The organism is Curtobacterium sp. PhB115 (assembly GCF_003752025.1).
In the GTDB taxonomy this organism is placed as follows: domain Bacteria; phylum Actinomycetota; class Actinomycetes; order Actinomycetales; family Microbacteriaceae; genus Curtobacterium.
Genome location: NZ_RJKR01000007.1, coordinates 117,586 through 140,474 on the forward strand (window position 1 = coordinate 117,586; position 22,889 = coordinate 140,474).

General features: G+C 70.9%; 24 protein-coding genes. 10 read left to right on the forward strand and 14 right to left on the reverse strand.

Annotated elements, in window-relative coordinates; translation table 11 throughout:
• Positions 1-94 precede the first annotated feature (94 nt).
• The 5 genes from sufB to EDF19_RS10060 all read left to right on the forward strand — a co-directional run bounded on the left by sufB (position 95) and on the right by EDF19_RS10060 (position 4,275).
• Positions 95-1,513, forward strand: a complete 1,419-nt coding sequence (gene sufB / locus EDF19_RS10040) for a Fe-S cluster assembly protein SufB (RefSeq protein WP_123680761.1) — start codon at positions 95-97, stop codon at positions 1,511-1,513.
• Positions 1,514-2,779, forward strand: coding sequence for a Fe-S cluster assembly protein SufD (gene sufD, locus EDF19_RS10045; protein WP_185022778.1), 1,266 nt, complete (start codon positions 1,514-1,516; stop codon positions 2,777-2,779). It abuts the gene before it with no gap.
• Positions 2,776-3,105, forward strand: coding sequence for a non-heme iron oxygenase ferredoxin subunit (locus EDF19_RS10050; protein ID WP_395860038.1), 330 nt, complete (start codon positions 2,776-2,778; stop codon positions 3,103-3,105). Before sufD ends, EDF19_RS10050 begins: the two co-directional genes overlap by 4 nt.
• 64 nt (positions 3,106-3,169) lie before the next feature.
• Complete coding sequence (sufC, locus tag EDF19_RS10055) at positions 3,170-3,946, forward strand: Fe-S cluster assembly ATPase SufC (protein WP_123680763.1); 777 nt, start codon at positions 3,170-3,172, stop codon at positions 3,944-3,946.
• Positions 3,946-4,275: a metal-sulfur cluster assembly factor gene (locus tag EDF19_RS10060; RefSeq protein WP_111083972.1), complete on the forward strand. Its 330-nt coding sequence runs from the start codon at positions 3,946-3,948 to the stop codon at positions 4,273-4,275. Before sufC ends, EDF19_RS10060 begins: the two co-directional genes overlap by 1 nt.
• A 405-nt stretch (positions 4,276-4,680) precedes the next feature.
• Here EDF19_RS10060 and EDF19_RS10065 read toward each other — a convergent pair whose 3' ends face one another.
• Complete coding sequence (locus EDF19_RS10065) at positions 4,681-5,280, reverse strand: biotin transporter BioY (protein ID WP_123680764.1); 600 nt, start codon at positions 5,278-5,280, stop codon at positions 4,681-4,683.
• A gap of 115 nt (positions 5,281-5,395) precedes the next feature.
• Here EDF19_RS10065 and EDF19_RS10070 point away from each other — a divergent pair, with 115 nt between their 5' ends.
• Positions 5,396-6,994: an ABC-F family ATP-binding cassette domain-containing protein gene (locus EDF19_RS10070; RefSeq protein ID WP_123680765.1), complete on the forward strand. Its 1,599-nt coding sequence runs from the start codon at positions 5,396-5,398 to the stop codon at positions 6,992-6,994.
• Positions 6,995-7,087: 93 nt separating this feature from the next.
• Here EDF19_RS10070 and EDF19_RS10075 read toward each other — a convergent pair whose 3' ends face one another.
• The 3 genes from EDF19_RS10075 to EDF19_RS10085 are packed head-to-tail and all read right to left on the reverse strand — an operon-like array spanning position 7,088 to position 8,807.
• A complete protein-coding gene (locus EDF19_RS10075) occupies positions 7,088-8,080 on the reverse strand; it encodes an SURF1 family protein (protein ID WP_123680766.1) in 993 nt (330 codons plus the stop codon).
• Positions 8,077-8,385: a hypothetical protein gene (locus tag EDF19_RS10080; protein ID WP_395859872.1), complete on the reverse strand. Its 309-nt coding sequence runs from the start codon at positions 8,383-8,385 to the stop codon at positions 8,077-8,079. Before EDF19_RS10080 ends, EDF19_RS10075 begins: the two co-directional genes overlap by 4 nt.
• A complete protein-coding gene (locus tag EDF19_RS10085; protein ID WP_123680767.1) occupies positions 8,385-8,807 on the reverse strand; it encodes a DUF3099 domain-containing protein in 423 nt (140 codons plus the stop codon). Before EDF19_RS10085 ends, EDF19_RS10080 begins: the two co-directional genes overlap by 1 nt.
• 165 nt (positions 8,808-8,972) lie before the next feature.
• Between EDF19_RS10085 and fabG the strand changes: the two genes are divergently transcribed.
• Entirely contained in the window at positions 8,973-9,686 is a 714-nt protein-coding gene (fabG, locus tag EDF19_RS10090; RefSeq protein ID WP_123680768.1) for a 3-oxoacyl-ACP reductase FabG, read from the forward strand.
• A gap of 159 nt (positions 9,687-9,845) precedes the next feature.
• On the opposite strand, the gene serB is transcribed toward fabG, so the two are convergent.
• Both serB and EDF19_RS10100 read right to left on the reverse strand, forming a co-directional pair.
• The gene (serB, locus tag EDF19_RS10095; RefSeq protein WP_123680769.1) at positions 9,846-10,484 is read right to left on the reverse strand and encodes a phosphoserine phosphatase SerB; all 639 of its coding nucleotides are present in this window, start codon (positions 10,482-10,484) and stop codon (positions 9,846-9,848) included.
• 95 nt (positions 10,485-10,579) lie between these two features.
• Positions 10,580-11,821: a glucose-1-phosphate adenylyltransferase gene (locus EDF19_RS10100; protein WP_123681002.1), complete on the reverse strand. Its 1,242-nt coding sequence runs from the start codon at positions 11,819-11,821 to the stop codon at positions 10,580-10,582.
• Between the two features lie 47 nt (positions 11,822-11,868).
• Between EDF19_RS10100 and glgA the strand changes: the two genes are divergently transcribed.
• The 3 genes from glgA to EDF19_RS10115 all read left to right on the forward strand — a co-directional run bounded on the left by glgA (position 11,869) and on the right by EDF19_RS10115 (position 14,217).
• Positions 11,869-13,068 (forward strand): glycogen synthase, encoded by a 1,200-nt coding sequence (gene glgA, locus EDF19_RS10105; RefSeq protein ID WP_123680770.1) that lies wholly within the window; start codon positions 11,869-11,871, stop codon positions 13,066-13,068.
• 9 nt (positions 13,069-13,077) lie between these two features.
• A complete protein-coding gene (locus EDF19_RS10110; RefSeq protein ID WP_123680771.1) occupies positions 13,078-13,860 on the forward strand; it encodes an ABC transporter ATP-binding protein in 783 nt (260 codons plus the stop codon).
• A gap of 108 nt (positions 13,861-13,968) precedes the next feature.
• Entirely contained in the window at positions 13,969-14,217 is a 249-nt protein-coding gene (locus EDF19_RS10115) for a type B 50S ribosomal protein L31 (protein ID WP_017887280.1), read from the forward strand.
• A 67-nt stretch (positions 14,218-14,284) separates the two neighbouring features.
• Here the strand turns inward: EDF19_RS10115 and EDF19_RS10120 are convergent, their stop codons facing one another.
• The 8 genes from EDF19_RS10120 to EDF19_RS10155 form a co-directional block, all read right to left on the reverse strand.
• Positions 14,285-15,097, reverse strand: a complete 813-nt coding sequence (locus EDF19_RS10120) for an HAD family hydrolase (RefSeq protein WP_123680772.1) — start codon at positions 15,095-15,097, stop codon at positions 14,285-14,287.
• Positions 15,094-17,928: a phosphoribosyltransferase gene (locus tag EDF19_RS19385; RefSeq protein ID WP_260217083.1), complete on the reverse strand. Its 2,835-nt coding sequence runs from the start codon at positions 17,926-17,928 to the stop codon at positions 15,094-15,096. The genes EDF19_RS10120 and EDF19_RS19385 overlap by 4 nt, the downstream gene beginning before the upstream one ends.
• Entirely contained in the window at positions 17,925-19,088 is a 1,164-nt protein-coding gene (locus EDF19_RS10130) for an HpcH/HpaI aldolase/citrate lyase family protein (protein WP_123680774.1), read from the reverse strand. The genes EDF19_RS19385 and EDF19_RS10130 overlap by 4 nt, the downstream gene beginning before the upstream one ends.
• A gap of 2 nt (positions 19,089-19,090) precedes the next feature.
• A complete protein-coding gene (locus EDF19_RS10135; RefSeq protein WP_123680775.1) occupies positions 19,091-19,525 on the reverse strand; it encodes a hypothetical protein in 435 nt (144 codons plus the stop codon).
• Positions 19,526-19,884: 359 nt separating this feature from the next.
• Positions 19,885-20,445, reverse strand: a complete 561-nt coding sequence (locus EDF19_RS10140; RefSeq protein ID WP_123680776.1) for a TerD family protein — start codon at positions 20,443-20,445, stop codon at positions 19,885-19,887.
• Positions 20,442-21,002, reverse strand: a complete 561-nt coding sequence (locus EDF19_RS10145; protein WP_123680777.1) for a hypothetical protein — start codon at positions 21,000-21,002, stop codon at positions 20,442-20,444. Before EDF19_RS10145 ends, EDF19_RS10140 begins: the two co-directional genes overlap by 4 nt.
• Before the next feature lie 18 nt (positions 21,003-21,020).
• On the reverse strand, positions 21,021-22,241 hold the full coding sequence (locus tag EDF19_RS10150) for a toxic anion resistance protein (protein WP_123680778.1): 1,221 nt from the start codon (positions 22,239-22,241) through the stop codon (positions 21,021-21,023).
• 52 nt (positions 22,242-22,293) lie between these two features.
• Positions 22,294-22,872: a TerD family protein gene (locus tag EDF19_RS10155; RefSeq protein ID WP_123680779.1), complete on the reverse strand. Its 579-nt coding sequence runs from the start codon at positions 22,870-22,872 to the stop codon at positions 22,294-22,296.
• Positions 22,873-22,889 lie beyond the last annotated feature (17 nt).

Here is a 22,889-nt window from a genome sequence, read left to right on the forward strand (position 1 = left end):
CGCAGCAACGTCGGCGGTCTGCGGTGGAATGGCGTCCAGACGCCACGGGTTGACACCCGCACACGCTGTCCCGCGAGAAGGAAACGAGGAGACCATGTCCGACGTGCTCATCGACCGTCCCGAGCTCGAAGGGCTCGGGCAATACGAGTTCGGCTGGTCCGACTCCGACTCGGCCGGAGCCTCCGCTCGTCGTGGGATCTCGGAAGAGGTCGTCACCGACATCTCGAACCTCAAGAACGAGCCCGAGTGGATGCTGAAGAACCGCCTCAAGGGGCTGTCGCTCTTCGGCCGCAAGCCGATGCCGACGTGGGGTGCCGACCTGACGGGCATCGACTTCGACAACATCAAGTACTTCGTGCGCTCGACCGAGAAGCAGGCGCAGTCGTGGGAGGACCTCCCCGAGGACATCCGCGCGACCTACGAGAAGCTCGGCATCCCCGAGGCCGAGCGCCAGCGCCTCGTCGCCGGCGTCGCCGCGCAGTACGAGTCCGAGGTCGTCTACCACCAGATCCGCGAGGACCTGGAGCAGCAGGGCGTCATCTTCATGGACACCGACACGGCGCTCCGTGAGCACCCGGAGATCTTCCAGGAGTACTTCGGCACCGTGATCCCGGCCGGCGACAACAAGTTCGCCGCGCTGAACACCGCCGTGTGGTCGGGTGGCTCGTTCGTCTACGTCCCGAAGGGCGTCCACGTCGAGATCCCGCTGCAGGCCTACTTCCGGATCAACACCGAGAACATGGGCCAGTTCGAGCGGACGCTGATCATCGCGGACGAGGACTCGTACGTCCACTACATCGAGGGCTGCACCGCCCCGATCTACAAGTCGGACTCCCTGCACTCGGCCGTCGTCGAGATCATCGTGAAGAAGAACGCCCGCGTGCGCTACACGACGATCCAGAACTGGTCGAACAACGTCTACAACCTCGTGACCAAGCGTGCGATCGCGCACGAGGGCGCCACGATGGAGTGGATCGACGGCAACATCGGCTCCAAGGTCACGATGAAGTACCCCTCGATCTACCTCGCGGGTGAGCACGCCAAGGGCGAGACGCTCTCCGTCGCCTTCGCCGGTCCCGGTCAGCACCAGGACGCCGGCGCGAAGATGATCCACATGGCGCCGTACACGACGTCGTCGATCGTCTCGAAGTCGATCGCCCGTGGCGGTGGCCGCGCCGGCTACCGCGGCGAGGTCCGGGTGGACCCGAACGCGCACCACGCCGCGAACACCGTCCGCTGCGATGCGCTCCTCGTGGACACGATCAGCCGGAGCGACACGTACCCGGCGATCGACATCCGCGTCGACGACGTGCAGCTCGGCCACGAGGCCACCGTCTCCCGCGTCAGCGAGGAGCAGCTGTTCTACCTCATGTCGCGCGGCATGCCCGAGGACGAGGCGATGGCGATGATCGTCCGTGGCTTCATCGAGCCGATCGCCCGCGAGCTCCCGATGGAGTACGCACTCGAACTCAACAAGCTCATCGAGATGAGCATGGAAGGATCCGTCGGCTAGATGTCCAGCACCACCCCTCCCCACATCGACCAGCCGATCGAACCCGCGGCGACCACCCAGCACGGCGCCGGAGCCCACTCCGACGGCGGCTGGGACGCCCCCGACAAGACCATCCCGGTCCAGACCCGCTCCGAGCGGTTCCAGTCCGGTGACGTCGAGGCCTTCCCGACCGTCACCGGCCGCGAGGTCAACTGGAAGTTCGCGCCCCTCGCGAAGCTCCAGCCGCTCCTCGACGGCGGTCTCGACGGATCCGCCTACCCGTTCCTCGCCCGCCAGTCCGACGGTGCCGACGTCGAGTGGGGTCGCAGCGACGACCCCCGCGTCGGCACGGCTGGTCTGCCCGAGGACCGTGCCGCCGCCGCTGCCTGGTCCGCGCGGGACGCCGTCCTCGCCGTCACCGTCAAGGCGACCGAGGCGCACGAGTTCATCACGATCACCCGGTCAGACTTCGGCACGCAGCCCCGCGCCGCGCACACGGTCATCACCGCCGAGCCGCACGCACAGGGCATCGTGGTGCTCGACAACCGCGGCACGGCGCTCCTCAGCGAGAACGTCGAGATCGTCGTCCAGGACGGCGCCCGACTGACCGTCGTCAGCCTGCAGGACTGGGACGACGACGCCGTGCACGTCTCCACGCACTTCGCCGAGGTCGGCCGCGACGCCTTCCTCAAGCACGTCGTGGTCTCGCTCGGCGGCGACGTCATCCGCGTGAACCCCTCGACGCACCTCGGTGCGCAGGGCGCCGACACCGAGATGTACGGCGTGTACTTCGCCGATGCCGGGCAGTACATCGAGCAGCAGGTCTACGTGAACCACGACGCGCCGAACACGCGCGGTCGGGTCAACTACAAGGGCGCGCTGCAGGGTCAGGGCGCGCACACCGTCTGGATCGGCGACGTCCTGATCGGTCGCGCGGGTGACGGCACCGACTCGTACGAGCAGAACCGGAACCTCGTGCTGACCGACGGCACCCGCGCCGACAGCATCCCGAACCTCGAGATCGAGACGGGCAACATCGAGGGCGCAGGCCACGCGAGTGCGACCGGACGCTTCGACGACGAGCAGCTGTTCTACCTGCAGTCGCGTGGCATCTCGGAAGAAGAGGCCCGACGACTCGTCGTGCTCGGCTTCCTGGTCGAGGTCATCCAGAAGATCGGTGCCCCCGAGCTCGAGGAACGCCTCATCGCCGCGGTCGAGCAGGAGCTCGCCGAGGGCCGTTCGGTCATCGCCGAGCCGGCAGACGCCGCCGCCGAGGCCACCGCCTGATGCCCGAGAAGGTCTGCGCCGAAGCCGACATCGCGGTGGACAGCCCGATGCGGGTCGTCGTCGACGGCACCGCGGTGGCGATCGTCAAGGACTCGTCCGGCACCGTCCACGCGATCGGTGACACGTGCACCCACGGCGACATCTCCCTCGCGGAGGGCTTCGTCGAGGGCGACTCGCTCGAGTGCTGGGCGCACGGGTCCCGCTTCTCGTTGACCACCGGCAAGCCGCAGAACTTCCCCGCCTACGAACCCGTCCCGGTCTTCCGGGTCGAGGTCCGTGACGGCCAGGTCTACGTCGACGTGCACGACCCCGTGCCGGTCGACTAGGTCGTCTCCCACACACTTCCCGCGGCTGACGCCGCACACAGCTGCAACCGAAGGAACACACGTCATGTCCACTCTGGAAATCCGCGACCTCCAGGTCTCGATCGACACCGATCAGGGCACCAAGGAGATCCTCAAGGGTGTCGACCTCACGATCAACGAGGGCGAGATCCACGCGATCATGGGACCGAACGGGTCGGGCAAGTCCACCCTCGCGTACACGATCGCCGGTCACCCCCGGTACAACGTCGTCGGTGGCTCGATCACCCTCGACGGCCAGGACGTCCTCGCGATGAGCGTCGACGAGCGTGCCCGTGCCGGCATGTTCCTCGCGATGCAGTACCCGGTCGAGATCCCCGGCGTCACGGTGTCGAACTTCCTCCGCACCGCGAAGACCGCGATCGACGGCGAGGCCCCTGCCCTGCGCGGCTGGATCAAGGAGCTCCGTCAGTCGATGTCGGACCTCAAGATGGACTCGTCGTTCGCCGAGCGCAACGTCAACGAGGGCTTCTCCGGCGGCGAGAAGAAGCGCCACGAGATCATGCAGCTCGAGCTCCTCAAGCCGAAGTTCGCCGTCCTCGACGAGACCGACTCCGGCCTCGACGTCGACGCGCTGAAGATCGTCTCCGAGGGCGTCAACCGCGCCAAGGCCGCGACCGGCCTCGGCGTGTTGCTCATCACGCACTACACGCGCATCCTCCGCTACATCAAGCCGGACTTCGTGCACGTGTTCGTCGCCGGCAAGGTCGCGGAGCAGGGTGGCCCCGAGCTCGCCGACCGCCTGGAGAACGAGGGCTACGACCGCTACGTGCAGGCCGCTGCCGCCGCCGAGGCGCAGGCCTGATGATCGCGGCACTCGCTCCGGAGAAGTTCGACGAGGTCGTCGAGGGCCTGAAAGAGGTCCAGGACCCCGAGCTCGGCGTCAACATCGTCGACCTCGGACTCATCTACGACCTGGCGTGGGACGACGAGGCCTCTGCGCTCGTCATCAGCATGACGCTGACCAGCGCCGGCTGCCCGCTCACCGACGTCATCGAGGGCGACACCGCGAACGCCCTCGACGGCATCGTGGACGCCTTCCGCATCAACTGGGTCTGGATGCCGCCGTGGGGTCCGGAACGGATCACCGACGACGGGCGCGAGATGATGCGCGCGCTCGGTTTCGCGATCTAGTCGCGACCCACTACGGACGGGAGGCGCGGTGCCAGCTGGCACCGCGCCTCCCGTCCGTTCGTGCGCACGCCACGCGCGGGGCGCGCCGCCGAGTGGTCGCAACACGCCGCGGGCCTGGCCCGTCGGTCGGTCACGACTCCCCGCCGCTCGGACGCCGAGTGGTCGCGTTCTGTCGCCTGGACCGCGGCCAGGCGACAGACCGCGACCACTCGGCGAACGTGAGCGGACGGTTGCGACCACTCGACGAACCGGACCGACAGCCCGTCGCCGCGCCGGCGCGCCGCCGACAGCCCGTCGCCGCGTCGCCGCGCCGCCGCGTCGCCGCGCCGCCGCGCCGCCGCGCCGCCACCACGCAGCACGGCCCCGCACCGATCGGTGCGGGGCCGTGCTGCAGCGGGCAGTGCGTCAGCGGCGGCCGAGCGCCTTCCACGCGAGCGGCAGGACACCAGCAGCGATGAGCGCCTTGGCGATGCCGCCGACGATGAACGGGTAGAGGCCGGCGGCGAGCACCGACTGCACGTCGTTCGGGGCGCCGAGCTGGCCGAGCACCACCGCCAGGTACGGCAGACCGGTCACGAACGGGATGGCGCTCGCGAGCAGCATCGCGACCGCGGCGCGACCGAAGTGACGGTCCCAGTTGCGGCGCGCGAGCCAGCCGACGACACCTGCGGCGGGGATGAACCCGATGACGTAGCCGAAGCTCGGCACGGCGAGGGCCTGCAGGCCGCCCGTCATGTCGGCGAAGAACGGTGCACCGGCCAGACCGGCGACCGCGTAGACGAGCAGCGAGAGCATGCCGCGTCGGGCACCCAGGGTCGCACCGACGAGCACGACGGCGAGCGTCTGTCCCGTGATCGGGACCGGCCACATGGGCACCTCGAGCTGTGCCATCGCGGCGGTGAACAGGGCTCCGCCGGCGACGAGGGCGGCGTTCGTGGCCAGCCCGTGCGACCGCAGACGGTCGGCGAGGACTGCGCGGGGAGCGAACCCGGTGGCGTTCGTCATGGATTCTCCTAGAATGGACTGCTGGTCCCGTTCGGAACCATCGGTCCCGTCAGCGTAGCGGTGCACCTCACGCACACGTCGTTGTGCAAACCCACCAACTGATTGGACGTCCACTGTGCTTGCCGTGCACGAACTCGAGATCCGCGTCGGAGCTCGTCTCCTCATGGAAGACGTGTCCTTCCGTGTCGAGAAGGGTGACAAGATCGGACTCGTCGGCCGCAACGGCGCGGGGAAGACGACGATGACCAAGGCCCTCGCGGGCGAGACGCAGCCCACCGGCGGCAAGATCGACCGCGGTGGGGAGATCGGCTACCTGCCGCAGGACCCGCGCTCGGGCGACCCGGAGGAGACCGCGCGCAAGCGCATCCTCGACGCCCGCGGCCTGGGCGAGCTCGTGGAGGGCATCCGCCTCGCCACGCTCGACATGGCGAGCGACGACGCCGCAGTCGCTGAGAAGGCGATGCGTCGCTACAGCCGGCTCGACGACCAGTTCAACGCGCTGGGTGGCTACGCGGCCGAGGCCGAGGCGGCGTCGATCGCGTCGAACCTCAAGCTGCCGGACCGCATCCTCGACCAGCAGCTCAAGACCCTGTCCGGTGGTCAGCGTCGTCGCATCGAGCTTGCCCGGATCCTGTTCTCGGACGCCGAGACGATGATCCTCGACGAGCCGACCAACCACCTCGACGCCGATTCCGTGGTGTGGCTGCGCGAGCACCTCAAGACCTACCCGGGCGGCGTCATCATCATCTCCCACGACGTCGAGCTCGTGGAAGAGGTCGTCAACCGCGTGTTCTACCTCGACGCGAACCGCCAGACCATCGACATCTACAACATGGGCTGGAAGCTCTACCAGCGGCAGCGCGTCGCCGACGAGGAGCGCCGTCGCAAGGAGCGGGCGGGTGCCGAGAAGAAGGCCGCGACGCTCAAGGACCAGGCCGCTCGCTTCGGTGCGAAGGCCTCGAAGGCTGCTGCCGCGCACCAGATGGTCGCGCGTGCGGACAAGCTGCTCGCCGGCCTCGAGGACGAGCGTGTTGCCGACCGCGTCGCGAAGATCCGCTTCCCGACGCCGGCCCCGTGCGGTCGCACCCCGCTGATGGCCGAGGGGCTGTCGAAGTCGTACGGCTCGCTCGAGATCTTCGCGGGTGTCGACCTGGCGATCGACCGCGGTTCGCGCGTGGTCATCCTCGGATTCAATGGTGCCGGCAAGACGACGCTGCTGCGCATCCTGGCGGGTGCCGACCAGCCCGACACCGGGGAGATCCAGCCCGGGCACGGTCTGCGCATCGGCTACTACGCGCAGGAGCACGAGAACATCGACATCAACCGCACCGTGATCGAGAACATGGTGTCGGCGTCCACCGACCTCAACGAGACCGAGGCCCGTCGGGTGCTCGGGTCGTTCCTGTTCACGGGCGACGACGGCTACAAGAAGGCCGGGGTGCTCTCCGGTGGTGAGAAGACCCGTCTGTCGCTCGCGATGATCGTCGTCTCCGGCGCGAACGTGCTGTTGCTCGACGAGCCGACGAACAACCTGGACCCGGCGTCGCGTGAGGAGATCCTCAACGCCCTGGCCGGCTTCGAGGGGGCCGTGGTGCTCGTGTCGCACGACGCTGGCGCGGTCGAGGCACTGAACCCCGAGCGCGTGCTGCTGCTGCCGGACGGCACCGAGGACCACTGGAACAAGGACTACGCGGAGCTCATCGAGCTCGCGTAGCGCGCGCTGGCCGTCGTGGACTTGACCGGCTGACGGACGGGAGGCCCGTGGCGGTGTCGCCACGGGCCTCCCGTTCCGTCTTCTGGGCGCGTCTCAGACGCGGCGAGCCTCGATGAGGTCGTCCTCGATCTCGGCGTCGGTCTTCGGCTTGGCGTCCTTGCGGCGCTGGCGCTCCTGGGCGCGCTCGCGTTCCTCCGGGTCGTCCTGGTTGAGGTTCCGGTACTCCTGCACCATCACGTACGCCAGGAACCCGAAGCCACCGGCGGCGAACAGGAACCACTGGATGAAGTAGCTGAGGTGCAGACCGGTGTCGGCGGTGGGACGCTCCCAGCCGAGCGGTCGGGCCTCGGTCGGGGCGGGGGACTCGGAGGCGAGCTCGCCGTACGCCCCGGTCCAGATCGGCGTGTCCACCTTCTTCGCGACGTCGGACAGCGTGACGGACTGCACCTGGTCGGTGTGTGCCGGGTCGGTGCGGCCGGGGATGCGCGGCTCGCTCTCCTGCAGCCGGACGACGGCGGTGACCTCGCCGGACGGGGGCGCCGGCACGTGGTCGGGGGCGTCCTGCGCGTTGCCGGTGGGGACCCAGCCGCGGTCGACGACGAACGCGCGGCCGTCGTCGGTGACCAGGGGGGTGAGGACCTCGAACCCGGGCTGACCGTTGTGCACGCGGTTGCGCACGAGCAGCTGCGCGTCGACGTCGTAGTGGCCGGTCACGGAGACCCGGAGCCACTCTTGCTCGTCGTGCCAGCTGGAGGCCTCCGGCAGCGCCTGGTCGAGCGGCACCGGGGTGTGGTCGTAGTTCTGGGCGACCTGTTCGTTCTGGCGGACGGCCTCGTTGCGGCGGTCCCACTGCCACATGCCGAACAGCGCACAGACGATCGCGAAGACCACGGCGATGGCGAAGTACCCAACCCAGCGGCGGCTGCGGACGAAGTGCCAGCCGACGAAGGGCTCGTCCGGGTCGCGTGCGTCGTCCGGCGAGCCGACGCCCGCGCCGGCACCCGCACGTGCACTCGCGGCGGCGCGCTGCAGCTTGGCCGCGTGCTTCCGGCCGTACCGGGACTGCGGGTCGAAGTCGTCCGTCATCGGGTGGTGCCGGTGGAGCGCACCCCGACGTCGTTCTTCGGTGACGCGACGGGATCGCGCTCGTCGTCGAGTCGGTCGACGTCCTCGTGCATGCCGGTCACGCGGACCGGGAACGAGCGGGACCGGAGGTAGTCGGCGAGGAAGTCACGGTGCTCCTCGCACGCGGCCCAGATCTTCACGCGGTCGGTGGCGTGGATGCGCGGGTTGCGCCAGTTCACGCGCCACGCGGCGGTGGAGACGCAGCCGGCACGCGAGCACACCGGGGTCGAGCCCGGTTCGGTGTGCAGGTCGAAGGTCGCGCCCATCAGCGGTGCCCCCACATCTTCGAGCGGTCGCCGTTGCGCTGCCACTCGTCCTGCGCGTGCTGCGCCTGCTGACGGAGGCGGTCCTGCTCGTCACGGTACGCCTGCGCCCGGGCGTCCTCCTGCTGCTCGCGGAGGCCCGGTTCGGCGGCGTCGTACAGCTGCATGGCACCGGCGGGGGAGATCATGTCGCTCTCGGTGCGGCTGCCCGCGTTCGCGATGACGACGGCGACCCAGGGGATCACCGCGGCGAGGACGATCGGCACGACCGCGATCCACGAGTGCCAGATGGAGTAGACCAGCACGGCAACGACGAAGAGCACGACTCTGATGGCCATCTGCCACACGTAGCGGGACAGGCGATGCGCCCGATCCTGCTCCGGCGAATCCGGGAGCGTGGTGATGCTGGTGTGCGTGCTCTTCATACCGATGGTCTCCGTCTACCCGTGTCCCAGCCTAAGCCTGTCCGGCCCGACATGCGTGCGCCGCGCGCGAACGCGTGCCCGTGTGGCCTCCGGTACGCTCGTCCGGGCGTGTCAGCCGGGTCTCCCGACGCGACGCGCCGGACACCACCACCGAACGGAGCGACCATGAGCACCCCCCGTACCGTCCTGATCACCGGCGGCAACCGCGGCATCGGCCACGCCCTCGCCGAGCGGTTCGTCGCCGCCGGGCACCGCGTCGCCGTGACGTCGCGGAACGGACAGGGCGGCCCCGAGGGTGCGCTCACGGTGCAGGCCGACATCACCGACACCGCCTCGGTGGACGCGGCCTTCACACAGGTCGAGGCCGAGCTCGGGCCCATCGAGGTCCTCGTCGCGAACGCCGGCATCACGAACGACCAGTTGCTGCTCCGGATGTCCGAGGACGACTTCACGAGCGTGGTCGACACGAACCTCACCGGCACCTTCCGCGTGGTCAAGCGCGCGACCAAGGGCATGATGAAGGCGAAGTTCGGCCGGATCGTGCTCATGTCGAGCGTCGTCGGCGCCTACGGTCAGATCGGCCAGGTCAACTACGCGTCGTCGAAGGCAGCCCTCGTCGGTATGGCCCGCTCGATCACCCGCGAGCTCGGGTCGCGCGGCATCACGGCGAACGTCGTCGCCCCCGGCTTCATCCAGACCGACATGACGGCAGCGCTCTCCGACGAGCTGCAAGCCGAGTTCAAGAAGGCGATCCCGGCGGCGCGCTACGGCACCGTCGACGACGTGGCGGACGCCACGCTCTTCTTGGCGAGCGACGGCGCCGGGTACGTCTCCGGCGCGATCATCCCGGTCGACGGCGGCCTCGGGATGGGCCACTAGGGCCTCGATGTCCGCGAGGTCCGCGAGCCGACGGGCCGCGGTGGTCGTCGCGGTCGCCGTTTCGCGCTGAGCGACAGTTCACGGGCGCTCGAGCGCGTGAGGTGTCGCTGAGCGCGAAAAGTCGGCGCCGAGCACGCCGCGCCGAGCACGCCGCGCGCCTCAGCCGCGCAGACCGAGCGTCGCCAGCACCGAGGACAGGTCGCGGTCGACGACGGCGACGTCGGCCTGCTCGCGCACCCGCGGCTTCGCGTCGAAGGCCACCGAGAGCGCCGCGACGCGCATCATCTCGAGGTCGTTCGCCCCGTCGCCGATCGCCACGGTCCGGCTCGCGTCGACGCCGTCCGCGGCCGCCCACTCGCGGAGCGCGACGGCCTTGGCGTGCGCGTCCACGACGTCGCCGAGCACCCGGCCGGTGAGCACGCCGTCGATCACCTCGAGGCGATTGGCCCGGCAGTGGTCGAGGCCGAGCTGCTCCGCGAACGGGTCGAGCACCTCGTGGAAGCCGCCGGACACGACGCCGACGGTGCCGCCGGCGGCGTGCACGCCGCGGACCAGCTGGTCGGCCCCTCGCGTCACGCGGACCGCCTGCTGTGCGCGGACGAAGACGTCAGCCTGGAGGCCCGCCAGGGTCGCGACACGCTCCCGGAGGCTCTCCGCGAAGTCGATCTCGCCGCGCATGGCGCGCTCCGTGATCGCCGCGACCTGTGGCCGGGTCCCGGCGGAGTCGGCGAGGAGTTCGATCACCTCGTCCTCGAGCAGGGTGGAATCGGCATCGAGGACGACGAGGAAGCGTGGCACGCACCAACGGTACCGACTGACGGAGGCACGGCCGCGTCTGTGACGCGAGCCGTGCCTCCGGTGTGGTGCCAGGGTGTCGACGCGAGGGGCCGACGCTACGCGTCGACGCGGACGCCCTTGCCCACCACGGTGATGCCGGACTCGGTGACGGTGAAGCCGCGGGCCTCGTCGGCCTCGCGGTCGACGCCCACCTGCGCACCCGGCGCGATGACCACGTCCTTGTCGAGGATCGCGCGGTTCACGACCGATCCCGCACCGATGGTCGCCCGCTCGAAGACGATCGAGTCGAGGACCTTCGCCCCCGAGTCGATGCCGCACCACGGGCCGATCATGCTGCGCTCGACCTGCGCTCCGGACACCAGGCACCCGAGCGAGACGAGCGAGTCGACCGTCGAGCCGGTGTTGCCGTTCGCGTCGCGGACGAACTTCGCCGGGGGCAGGTTCGTCTGCTGGTTGAAGATCGGCCAGTGCTGGTTGTACAGGTTGAACACCGGGACCGGGGCGATGAGGTCCATGTGCGCGTCGAAGAACGAGTCGATCGTCCCCACGTCGCGCCAGTAGTACTTGTCGCGGTCGGTCGAGCCGGGGACCTCGTTGCGCTTGAGGTCGTACACGCCGGCGTCGCCGCGGTTCACGAAGTCGGGCACGATGTCGCCGCCCATGTCGTGGGCGGACGACTCGACCTGACCGTCGCGGAGCACCGCGTCGACGAGCGCGTCGGCGTTGAACACGTAGTTGCCCATCGACGCGAGGATCTCGCCGGGGGAGTCGGCCAGACCGACGGCGTCCGTCGGCTTCTCGAGGAAGGCCTCGATCTTCGTCGGGTCGTCGTCGGCGACCTGGATGACGCCGAACTGGTCGGCGAGGCCGATCGGCTGGCGGATCGCGGCGACGGTGGCGCTGCGGCCCGAGGCGATGTGGGCCTCGACCATCTGGTGGAAGTCCATCCGGTACACGTGGTCGGCGCCGACCACCACGACGATGTCGGGTCGCTCGTCGCGCAGCAGGTTGAGCGACTGCAGGATCGCGTCGGCAGAGCCGGCGAACCACCGCTTGCCGAGGCGCTGCTGCGCGGGGACCGACGCCACGTACGAGCCGAGCAGCCCCTCCATGCGCCACGTCTCGGCGACGTGGCGGTCGAGACTGTGCGACTTGTACTGGGTCAGCACCACGATCTTCTGCAGACCGGAGTTCACCAGGTTCGACAGTGCGAAGTCGATGAGACGGAAGTTCCCGCCGAACGGGACAGCGGGCTTCGCCCGGTCGGCCGTGAGCGGCATGAGCCGCTTTCCCTCGCCTCCGGCGAGCACGATGCCGAATACCTTCTTTGGTGCCATGCCGCTCACAGTAGGCGTCAGCACTGGGAACCGGTTACGTTGAACCCGTGCGAGTCGATCTACTGACCAGGGAGTATCCGCCGGAGGTCTACGGCGGAGCGGGTGTCCACGTGGCCGAACTGACTGCTGCGTTGCGGTCGGGGACCGACACCGACGTCCGGGTCCGGGCCTTCGGGGCCTTCCGCGACGAAGAGGACGTGTGGGGCTACCGGACCCCGGCGGGCCTCGAGCAGGCCAACGGTGCGCTGCAGGCGCTCGGCACCGACGTCGCCATCGCGGCGGACGTCGAGGGCGCCGACATCGTGCACTCCCACACCTGGTACGCGAACGCCGCTGGGCGGATCGCGCAGCTGACCTACGGCATCCCGCACGTCGTCACCGCCCACAGCCTCGAGCCGCTCCGCCCGTGGAAGGCCGAGCAGCTCGGCGGGGGTTACCGTCTGTCGAGCTGGATGGAGCGCGAGGCGTTCGAGCAGGCCGACGGCGTCATCGCGGTCTCGAAGGCGATGCGCGCGGACATCCTCCGCTCGTACCCGTCGATCGACCCGTCGAAGGTGCACGTCGTCTACAACGGCATCGACATCGACGAGTGGAAGCCGACCGTCGACGAGGACGCCGTGCGCGCCCTCGGCATCGACCCGTCGCGACCGAGTGTCGTGTTCGTCGGCCGGATCACCCGCCAGAAGGGTCTGCCGTACCTGCTCCGCGCGGTGGCCTCGCTGCCGCCGGAGGTCCAGATCGTGCTGTGCGCCGGTGCCCCGGACACCCCGGAGATCCTCGCCGAGGTGACCGGTCTCGTCGAGGGCCTCCGCGAACAGCGCGAGGGCGTCGTCTGGATCGACCGGATGCTCGCCCACCAGGAGATCGTCAACGTGCTCTCCTCCGGCACCGTGTTCGTGTGCCCGTCGATCTACGAGCCGCTCGGCATCGTGAACCTCGAGGCCATGGCGTGCGGGATCCCCGTCGTCGGCACCGGCACCGGGGGCATCCCCGAGGTCGTGGCGGACGGGCTCACCGGACGCATCGTCCCGATCGACCAGGCGCAGGACGGCACCGGCACCCCGACCGACCCCGACCGCTACGTGGCCGACCTCGCCGCGACCCTCACCGAGGTGCTCGCCGACGAGGGCCTGGCGAAGCTGATGGGCCGTGCCGGACGCCTCCGCGTGGAGACCGAGTTCACCTGGGACGCGATCGCGTCGCGGACACGGCACGTCTACGACGAGGTGCTCGGCCGGAACCCGTAGGCTGGTCGCATGCCCTCGGTCGTGCGCTTGTCAGACGTCTCCGTGGTCCGCAACGGGGCCACCATCCTCGACTCCGTGTCGTGGGAGGTGCAGGACGACGAACGGTGGGTCGTGCTCGGTGCGAACGGCGCCGGCAAGACCACCCTGCTGCAGGTCACGGGTGCGCAGACCTTCCCGACCTCCGGTGAGGTCGAGGTGCTCGGCACCGAGCTCGGCGGCGCCGACCTGTTCGAGCTCCGCCCGCGCATCGGTTTCGCGTCGACCGCGCTCGCCCGCCGGATCCCGGTGACCGAGAAGGTCATCGACGTCGTGCTCACCGCGGCGTACTCGGTGACCGGTCGCTGGAACGAGGAGTACGAGGAGCTCGACGTCCGTCGTGCGCAGCGCGTGCTCGACGAGTGGGGCCTCGGGTCCTTCACCGACCGCACGTTCGGCGAACTGAGCGACGGCGAGCAGAAGCGCGTCCAGATCGCCCGTGCGGTGATGACGGACCCGGAGATCCTGTTCCTCGACGAGCCGGCCGCGTCGCTCGACCTCGGGGCCCGCGAGAGCCTCGTCCGCACCCTCGGCGGCTACGCCCAGAGCGCGGACTCGCCGGCCATCGTCATCGTCACGCACCACGTCGAGGAGATCCCGGCCGGGTTCACCCACGCGCTCGTCCTCGCGGACGGCCACGTGCAGGCCGCCGGGCCCATCGACGAGGTCCTGACCGACCAGACCCTGACCGAGGCGTTCGGCATCGAACTCTCCGTCACCAAGGACGCCGGTCGCTACACGGCACGCGCCGCGTAGCGCTGCGATCGGGCCGTCTCTCTGGTAACGTAGACGGCTGGCGCAAGCCGACGACTTCCCGCGCATTCGCGCACTCCCCATCACCGCTACCGCTATCGAGGAAACTCCATGAAGACCGACACCCACCCCGAGTACCGCGCCATCGTCTTCCGCGACCTGGCCTCCGGTGAGACGTTCCTGACGCGTTCGACCGCGAACAGCGACAAGACCATCGAGCTCGACGGTGCCACCTACCCGGTGATCGACGTCGAGATCTCCTCCGCGTCGCACCCGTTCTACACGGGCAAGCAGCGCATCCTCGACTCGGCCGGCCGCGTCGAGAAGTTCAACCAGCGCTTCAAGGGCTTCTCCAAGTAGGGATCGGCCCCGACGCGACAACGGGCGGTCCTCCTTCGGGAGGGCCGCCCGTTCCGTGTACCAGCGGTCAGCGTGCGCCGTCCACCGCACGTGCGGCGAGCTCGATGATCTCCTGACCAGCCATGACGCCCGACGCCTGCGTGACGAGCAGGTTCGGCGCCGTCCACCCCGCCGCGTGCAGCTCACCGTGCGCCGGCCGGATCGCGACGTCCGCGGCGGCGAGCATGTCGCGGTCGAGGAGCGAGTCACCGGCCGCGACGGTCAGGGTCGCACCGACCCGCTCGGCGACGGCAGCCAGGGCCCGTTCCTTCCGGATCGCGACCGGCACGGCGTACAGCTTCCGACCCTGCAACGACACCGTCCAGCCGAGGGCCCCGAGTGCTGCTGCGAGGTCGGCCAGCGCGTCGTCCGGCAGCGCGGCCCGGTCGACCACGGCGTAGACGAAGAGGTCCTCCGCCCGGTGGTTCCGGAGCAGGGCCGCGGTGGGCAGCTGGGCGAGGAACAGTTCCTCAGCGGCCGCCAGCGGTGCCGACGTCGCGTCGATCTCGGCACGGAGCGATGCGGTCCAGGCGTCGTCGGGTCGGTCGTCGTGCAGCAGGACGGCACCGTTGGTCGTCACCGCCCACCCCTCGGTGGGCAGCGGCAGCCGGATGCGACGGTACTGCGCCACCGTCCTGGTCGTGACGGGGACGACCGTGGCACGCGAGGCGAGGCCCGCGAGTGCGGTCTCGGCGACCCGGGTCATGTACGACAACGGTGCGTGCTGGTAGACCTCGGTCACGACGAGCGCGGGCGCCGACTCGTCCGGGCCGTCGAGCAGCAGGGCAGCGGCGGAGTAGACGAGGGTGCGGTCGAGGTCGAACCCGACGAGCGCGCTCACGAGGTGGCTCCCTCGGCGGCCGGCGCGACGCGGCTGCCGAGCGGGTGGATGAGGCCGACGCAGCTGTAGGACAGGTCCGGACGGGTGACGACCGGCACGCCGCGCTCACGGGCCAGTGCGACCACGTGCGCGATGTCGACGTCGTCGGGGTTGCGCACCAGGACCTGCCACGGCACGCGGCGGAGGAGGACCCTGGTGGTCTCCCCGACACCGGGCTTCACGAGGTGCAGGTCCTCGATGCCGTACTCGGCACCGATCGCCTCGACCGTGCGCATGCCCCGCCAGTCGACGGCCCGCGCTGCGGTGTCGTCCGGTCCGGTCGCGTCGAGCGCGGCGGTCACCCGGTCGGCGACGGCGTCGAAGCGCTCCGCGATCGTGGCGACGAACGCGCGGGAGTGGTCGCGGGGTGCCAGGTGCCGGTACTGCTTCGCGCCGTGGAAGGTGCCGGCCGGGGTGAACGTCCGGTTGAACACGGTGCGGGACACCAGCCCCGAGACGGTCGAGTTGAGGCAGGCCGACGGCACCAGGTAGTCGTCGCGGGTGCCGTGCAGTGTCGTGCAGCCGGCCGGGTCCGCGAGGACGGCGAGCTCGTCCGGGAACTGCGCCCCGTCGGACTCGGCGAACCGGGCGAGCGCGTCGGTGAGCTCGCGCGTGATCGCTCCCTTGCCGGTCCACCCGTCGACGAAGACCACCTGGGCGGGGTCGTGGTGGTCGGCGAGCCACCGCAGCGCGGTCTCGTCGATGCCGACGCCGCGCACGATGCTGGCCGTGTAGTGGTCGAGCCGCAGCCCGTGCAGCCGCTCGGCCCACGCGCGCATCAGGATGCCGATGGGAGTGCCGGCCCGTGCCAGCGAGACGAGCACGGGGCGGTCCCGGCTGCGCAGGACGAGTTCGGTGACGATGCCGACGGCCTCGGCGATGCGGTCGGCCGACCGGTCGAGGGCGTCCCGGTACAGGGCTTCGTACGCCTCGGACGGCACGTACTCGACGGGGAGCGACTCGGCGTAGTTCGCGCCCTCCAGCTGGATCGCCCGCTCACGGTCGGCGGTGTCGGCCTCGAGTGCCGCGTCGGCGAGGTCCTGCAGCAGCCAGGTCACGTCGCCGGGTTCGTAGGAGCCGAAGGACGGCCCGGTGAGCGGCCGCGGAGCACTCCGGTCGGCACCGGTGTCGAGCGCTGCGTCGACGAGCACGACGACGGGCGCGGCGGTGGACAGCGCCGCGAGCAGGCCGTCCTCGCCGTCCAGCAGCGCACGGTCCGTCCCCGGCTCCGGCAGCACCACGATCGCGTCGAAGCCGTGCACGTTGTACGCGAAGCGCTCGCCCGGGCCGTCCACGGTGGTGTCGTGCGACCGGAAACGGACGCCCGAACGGATCGGCCACGCCGGGTCGTCGAGCACCGCGACGGGGGAGCGGGTCGTCGTGGAGAAGCGGACGTCGGCGTCGCTGCGGCGCCGGATCGCGTCCGCGACGACGAGCGGGGTGTGCATGTGCTCCTCGGTGCCGAGCACCAGGATCCGGCGGGGATCGCCGGCGACGTCGTGCAGCGCGGCGAGGACGTCCGCGGCGGTCCCCTCGACGTCGGTGCGCGGCAGACGGACCCGCTGCGCGGGTGTGCCGAAGCGGTCGACGGCCGTCGCCGGTGCGGTGGTGGTCGTGACGGTCCCGGGCCGGGAGGCGCGGGTCGGGCCCGCACCGGGCCTCCCGTCCGGCACTGGTGCTGTTCCGGGCCCCGCCAGCGCGACCGCGTGCGTCGCGACCACGTCGGCAGCCGCGGCCGGCAGTCCGGGCGGGAGCACGGCGTGGCCGCGCCCCAGGGCGACGACCGTGACGGGCGCGCCGATCTCGGCGGCGAGTTCCTGGGTGGCCGCCACGTCGGCCGGGGACCGGAGGTCGATGAGGCTCGCGACGACCCAGCGGCGCTGGGGCGCGAGGGCATGGAGTTCGCGGATGGTGGCGCGGGCGGTGGCGCCGGTGCTCAGCTCGTCGTCGACCAGCACGACCGTGCCGTCGGTCGGCAGCCAGTCCGGGTCGGCGGGCAGGAGCCGGTGCGCGGTGGCGTGCGAGTGCGCCTCGTCGAAGCCCGCCGCGGGCACGGCTCCCGGCGGGTCGTGCCGGGTGGAGTGGAGGTACCGGGCACCGAGGGACTCGGCGACGAGGGCTCCGAGGGCCGTCGCGGTCTCCGCGAACCCGAGGACCAGGGCGTCCGGGAGCTCGGGACGACCGGCGGCGAGGTCAGTCCGGAGCGTGGTGGCGGCGCTGTGGACGGCGTCGGTCGCGTCGGCCCGGGCGGTGCGACCCTGGTCTGGGTGGCGCTCGTCGGGATGGCGCTGGTCTGCACGACGCTGGTCGGGATGGCGCTGGTCGGGACGGTGCTCGTCTGGATGGCGCTGGTCGGGACGGTGCTCGTCTGGATGGCGCTGGTCGGCTGCGGTGGCGTCGCGGACGATCCGGTCGAGCCGCGCGGCGGTGCTGGCGTCCCAGCGGGCGCCACCGTCGAGCGCGTCGGCGGTGAGGGCGCCGAGTGCCTCGCCGGCGGCGAGGGCGACGGCGGGGACGGTCGGCAGGTGCTTCGCCAGGACCGTCGAGACGAGCAGGTGCGCGCGCTTCGGGTTGCGGCGCAGTGCGATCCGGGCGAGGACCCCGAGCGGGACGGTCGCGGTGCCGGTCGCGGTGTCCGCGTCGATTGCCGTCGCGGTCGCCGTGTCCGTGTCGGTTGCCGTCGCGGTCGCGGTGTCCGTCTCGGTTGCCGTCGCGATGCTCGTCGCGGTGTCCGTCTCGGTGTCCACCAGGGTGACACCGAGGTCGGCGGGTGTGGGCAGGGGCACGGTCACGTGAGGCTCCGTTCGAGCACGTCGACGAAGGTGACGTCCGGGTTGGCGACGCCGAACGCCCGGGCGCGCAGCACGGTGCGCACGGCCCAGTCGTGGTGCGGCTTCATCTCGTTCATCTTGTTGCCGTAGCGGGACGCGGCGACCCCGCCGGCGACGTTCGCGAGCACGTCGCTCGCATCCGAGAACTCCTCGTCGCTGACGACGGACATCGCGTGCACGAGGGGCACGTGCCGTGGGTGGATCACGGTCTTGCCGGTCAGGCCGTTCGCGCGGTCCAGGGTGACCTCGCGGAGCAGGCCGTCGAAGCCCTCCAGGAGGAGTTGCCGGCGGAGCGCGAGGTCGCCCGCTTCCGCGAACGGCGTGGCGCGGAGCTGCGTCCGGAACACCCGGTCGGCGTCGGGGTAGTGCTCCCACACCGGGCCGCTGACCACGAAGCCGTCGCGGGCGCGCCCGAGGACGTTCACCACGTCGCCGATCACCGACGCGAGGACCTGGACGTCGTACGCGGTGAGGTCGGAGGACCGGCGGAGCCCGAACACGCTGGACAGGTCGGTGGCGCCGATGCGGACCGCCAACACGTCGCGCCGGCGAGCGAGCAGCAGGTCGCGCAGCGCGGCGAGGGCCTCGGTGCGGGTCTCCCGGTGCATGATCGACGGCGACTCGAGGATCGGCATCACCAGGAGACGACGGTGCTCCGGCCGGCTCGCGTTGAGGTCGTCGAGCACGTCGAAGTACTGCGACCCGCTGTCCGGGGCGTCCTCGAACTTCGGCAGGACGAAGCCGCTCAGCACGTCCAGCGCACGGTCCCCGAAGCGTTCGACCAGCCGCCGGAGGTGCCCGGGGTCGCGGACCCGCAGGAAGAGCTGGGGGAGCGTGGCGTCGTCGGCGTCCGCGGCCAGGGCGCGCAGGGCATCGCCGACGCGTTCCTCGGCGACCGGGAGGTCGGCGTCGGCCACGGAGTCCTCGAGGCACAGCACGATCGAGCCGGCGCCGAGGGCCGTCTGCCGCTGGACGTCCCGCACCAGGTCGGGGCGGATGCCCGGCGTGTACAGGGTGGCGCCGAGCGCGACGGCCCGGAGGTCCTGGTCGCTGCCGCGGTGGACGTCCTCCGGCGGGTGCAGGAAGAGGTCCTGGCCGTCGAGCTGGGCGAAGTGGCGCATGGTCAGGTCCCCGGTGTCGGAGCGGACAGGACGAACCCGAAGGCGGCGAAGACGTCACCGTCGTGGGTCGACCGGGGGAAGGGCTCCGCCCGGAGTTCGAGCTCGCCGTCGATGACGGACACGGCGAGCACGGTCATGGTGTCGGGGTCGCCCTCGGCGACCGCGAAGGTGGTGCCGTCGTGCAGCGCGACCACGAGTCGCTCGGGGCCGCGGGCCATGAAGAGCGCCCGGCGGAGCTGGCGGACGTGCCGGAGCGACACGAGAGCGACGCCCTCGTCGAAGCCGACCAGGGGACGGTTGCCGGCGGTCGTCACGGTGCGGCCCGCCTGGGCGCGCTCGGCAGTGGTCGCGCCGACGGTGAAGTCCACGGACTCCCACGCCACGCTCGTGCAGCCGGTGACGGTGAGCGCGCCCACCGCCGAGCGGCGACGGTCCACCCGGACGATCGGCGCATCGGGGCCGAGGACCCGGATGGTGCGGGGGTCCGGGGCGGGGAACGGTCGGATCCGGCGCGCGCGCTCGGTGCGGCGGCGGAGGACGCGTTCCGAGGGGCCTCTGGGCCTGGCGGGTGCGGCCGGGGTCGTCGCCGGTGTGCGGGCTGGCGCTGGTGTGCGGGCTGGCGCTGCCGCCGGAGCCGGAGCCGGAGCCGGAGCCGGTGACCGTGTCGGAGCCGGTGCCGACGGTGCCGGAGCCGGTGCCCGCGTCGGAGCCGGAGCTGCCGGTGCCGGTGCTGACGGTGCCGGTGCTGCTGCGCGTGCCGGGCGCGGACGACGGCGGAGGTACGGGTGGCCCGAGCTCATCGGGCCCGGCCGATGCCGTGGTCCGTCCGGAGCCCGGTCAGCCCCGTGGTGTACCCCTGGCCGACCGCGCGGAACTTCCACTCGGCGCGGTGCCGGTAGAGCTCGCCGAGGATCACGGCGTCGATCGTGTGGTTGCGCTCCGACGGCAGCGGGAACTGCACGAGTTCGCGGCCGTCGGGTGCGCTCACGCGGATCGTCATCGACCGGACCGAACCGAGGTCACGGGGTGAACGCGGGTCGGGGTCGAGGTAGACCGCGAAGACGATCTTGTCGACGACGTCCGGCACGCTGACCAGGTCGACGTCGATCTCCTCCTGGTCGGACTCGTCGAGGTACCGCACGGACGAGTCGGCGCTCTCGATCTGGTTGAAGAACACCAGGTCGTCGTCGGAGAGCACCCGGCCATCGGCGTCGCACACGATGGCGACGGGGACGAGCTCGGCCGAGGGGCCGCGGCTCGCGATCTGGTCCCAGGCGATGCCGACGACCACGGCGTCGAGGCCGGGGTTCTCAGCCGTGAGCGCCGCGTTCGCGCCCGGGACGAGTCGCCCGGTCACGAGTCCGCTCCGCGGAGACGGAGGCCGGGGTCGCCGTCGCCGAGGCGGTCCCGGAGGAAGCGGCCGTGGGTGGAGAGCTCTGCGATGGCTCCGCTCCTGATCTGTTCGTGCATGTCGTCGACGGTCTCGGCCACGACGTCCAGCTGTTCGGCGAGCGTGCGGGTCGCGGCGCTGTCCTCGGTGCGGTCCTCTGGTGGCAGCGTGCGGTAGGTGCGGACCGGCGACGGCACGTAGTCGTCGACGATCGCCTGGAACAGGTACCGCTGCTCGGTGGAGGCGCCGCGCGCGACGACCGTGCCCGCTGCTTCGCGGAGCAGGTCCTCGACGTGCCGGATCTTCGAGGACACGACCGTCGGGAGCTCGGCTCCCGCCGCGCGGACCAGCGCGCGGAGGTCGTCGAGTCCCGCCGAGGCCGCAGCGTCGTCGGCCTGGCCGCCGGCACCGCGGACGTCGATCCGCGCCGCCGCCGCTGCCGCGACCGAGGACGGGGTGGTGTCGGTCGGATCCGGTTCGCGGTCGTCGTCGCGGCCGAACAGCGCGCGCAGACGATCACGCACGGCGGTCGACCGTCCGGGTCATCGGCTGATCGAGCGCGGGTCGTCGTCGGTCTGCCGCGCACGCTCCAGGTAGGGCTTGGCGCGCTGGATGCCGGACTCGAGCGCGGTGACGGTCGACGCCATGTTCTGCGCGGCCTCTGACCGGAACGAGTCGATGGCGTCCATCGTCTGGAAGACGTTGTCGAACGCCCGCTGCAGCGTCTCCACGCTGACGCCGGAGTTCGTCGCCTGCTGGTGGATGCGCGTGGTCTGGTCGCGGAGCATCTCGCTCGTCTGCAGGATCATCGCGTTGGTCGTGTTGTTGACCGCGTCGATCTGGTCGAGCACCATCTTCTGGTTCGCGAGCGCCTGGGCGACCACGACGGCGGTGCGGAGCGCCGCGATGGTGGTGGTCCGGGCACGCTCGACGCCCTTGATGAGCTCGGTGTTGTTCTTGCGGACCAGGTCCATCGCCAGGTACCCCTGCACCGAGACGGCGAGCTGCGTGAGGATGTCCTGGTGGCGCTGCCGCACGGGGAAGAGCACGTCGGACTCGAGCTTCTGCGCCTCATCCGTGCGCCCGGCGTTCCGGAGTCCCTCGATCTTCGTGACCGCCGCCGCGTCGAGCGCCTTCGCGAACACCGCGTACTCGCTCAGCTGCTGCATGGTCTCCCACAGCTGCACCTTCTCGTCGGCGAGTGTGGCGTTGTCCTTGCGGAGCTCGTCCTGCCCGGCCATCAGCGACTTGATGATGTGGTCGAGCTGGGTCTGCGCGGACTCGTACCGCTGGAAGTACTTCGCGAGCTTGTTCCCACCCGGGATCAGCCCGAGGATCTTCCGGCCGGTGCTGAGGTCGGCCTGGTTCGGCGTCAGGTCCTCCACCGTGGAGCGGAGGTCCCCGAGGGTCGTCGCGACCTTCACCTGCGCGCCGTCACCGGTCCGCTTGGCACCCGCGACGGACGTCTGCGACCGCTCGAGCATGCGCGACGAGAAGCCGCCAGACCGCGTGATCTCCGAGCCGGCGATCGTCGAGATGCCGTCGACCTTCTCCGTGAACGCCGGCGACCGCGGGTCGAGCGCGGCGATCTCGTCGACGAACTCCCGCGCCTGCGCGGCGATCTGCGACTGGCGGCTCGGGTCGACCGGCACCATCCCGGGGGCGTCGTCGGGCGTCACGACCTCGGCGGACTCGGCGGGACGGAGGACGAGGGCGTCCTCGGACGGGTCGGTCGGTTCCGGCGGAGCGAGCGGTCCGGGCATCGGTGGGTCTCCTGGTCTGGGGGTGGGTGCGGGGTGGGGCCGGTCGGCCGGGTCAGCCGAGCTGGACGCCGAAGTCGGTCGCGATGCCGGCGAGGCCCGTGGTGTAGCCCTGCCCGACCGCGCGGAACTTCCACTCGGCACCGTTGCGGTAGATCTCCGAGAAGATCATCGCGGTCTCGGGTGCTGCGTCCTCGGAGAGGTCGAAGCGCACGATCTCGGTGCCGTCCTGGTCGAGGACGCGGGAGTAGGCGCTGCGCACCTGGCCGAAGTTCTGCCGACGGGCCTCGCCCTGGTCGATCGAGACGACGATGACGACACGGTCGACCTCGGCGGGCAGGGTCTGCAGGTCGATGACGATCTGCTCGTCGTCGCCCTCGCCCTGACCGGTGCGGTTGTCGCCCTTGTGCTCGACCGAGCCGTCGGCGCTGCGCGGCTGGTTGTAGAAGATGAAGTCCGAGTCGGAGCGCACCTTGCCGTTCGCACCGATCAGGAGCGCCGAGGCGTCCAGGTCGAACTGCTCACCGGAGGTGGTCCGGGGGTCCCAGCCGAGTCCGACGGTCGCCACGGTGAGTCCGGGGCTGGTCTTGGTGAGCGAGAGGTTGTTGCCCTTTGCGAGGGAGAGGCCTGCCATGATCGGTCCTTTCGAGG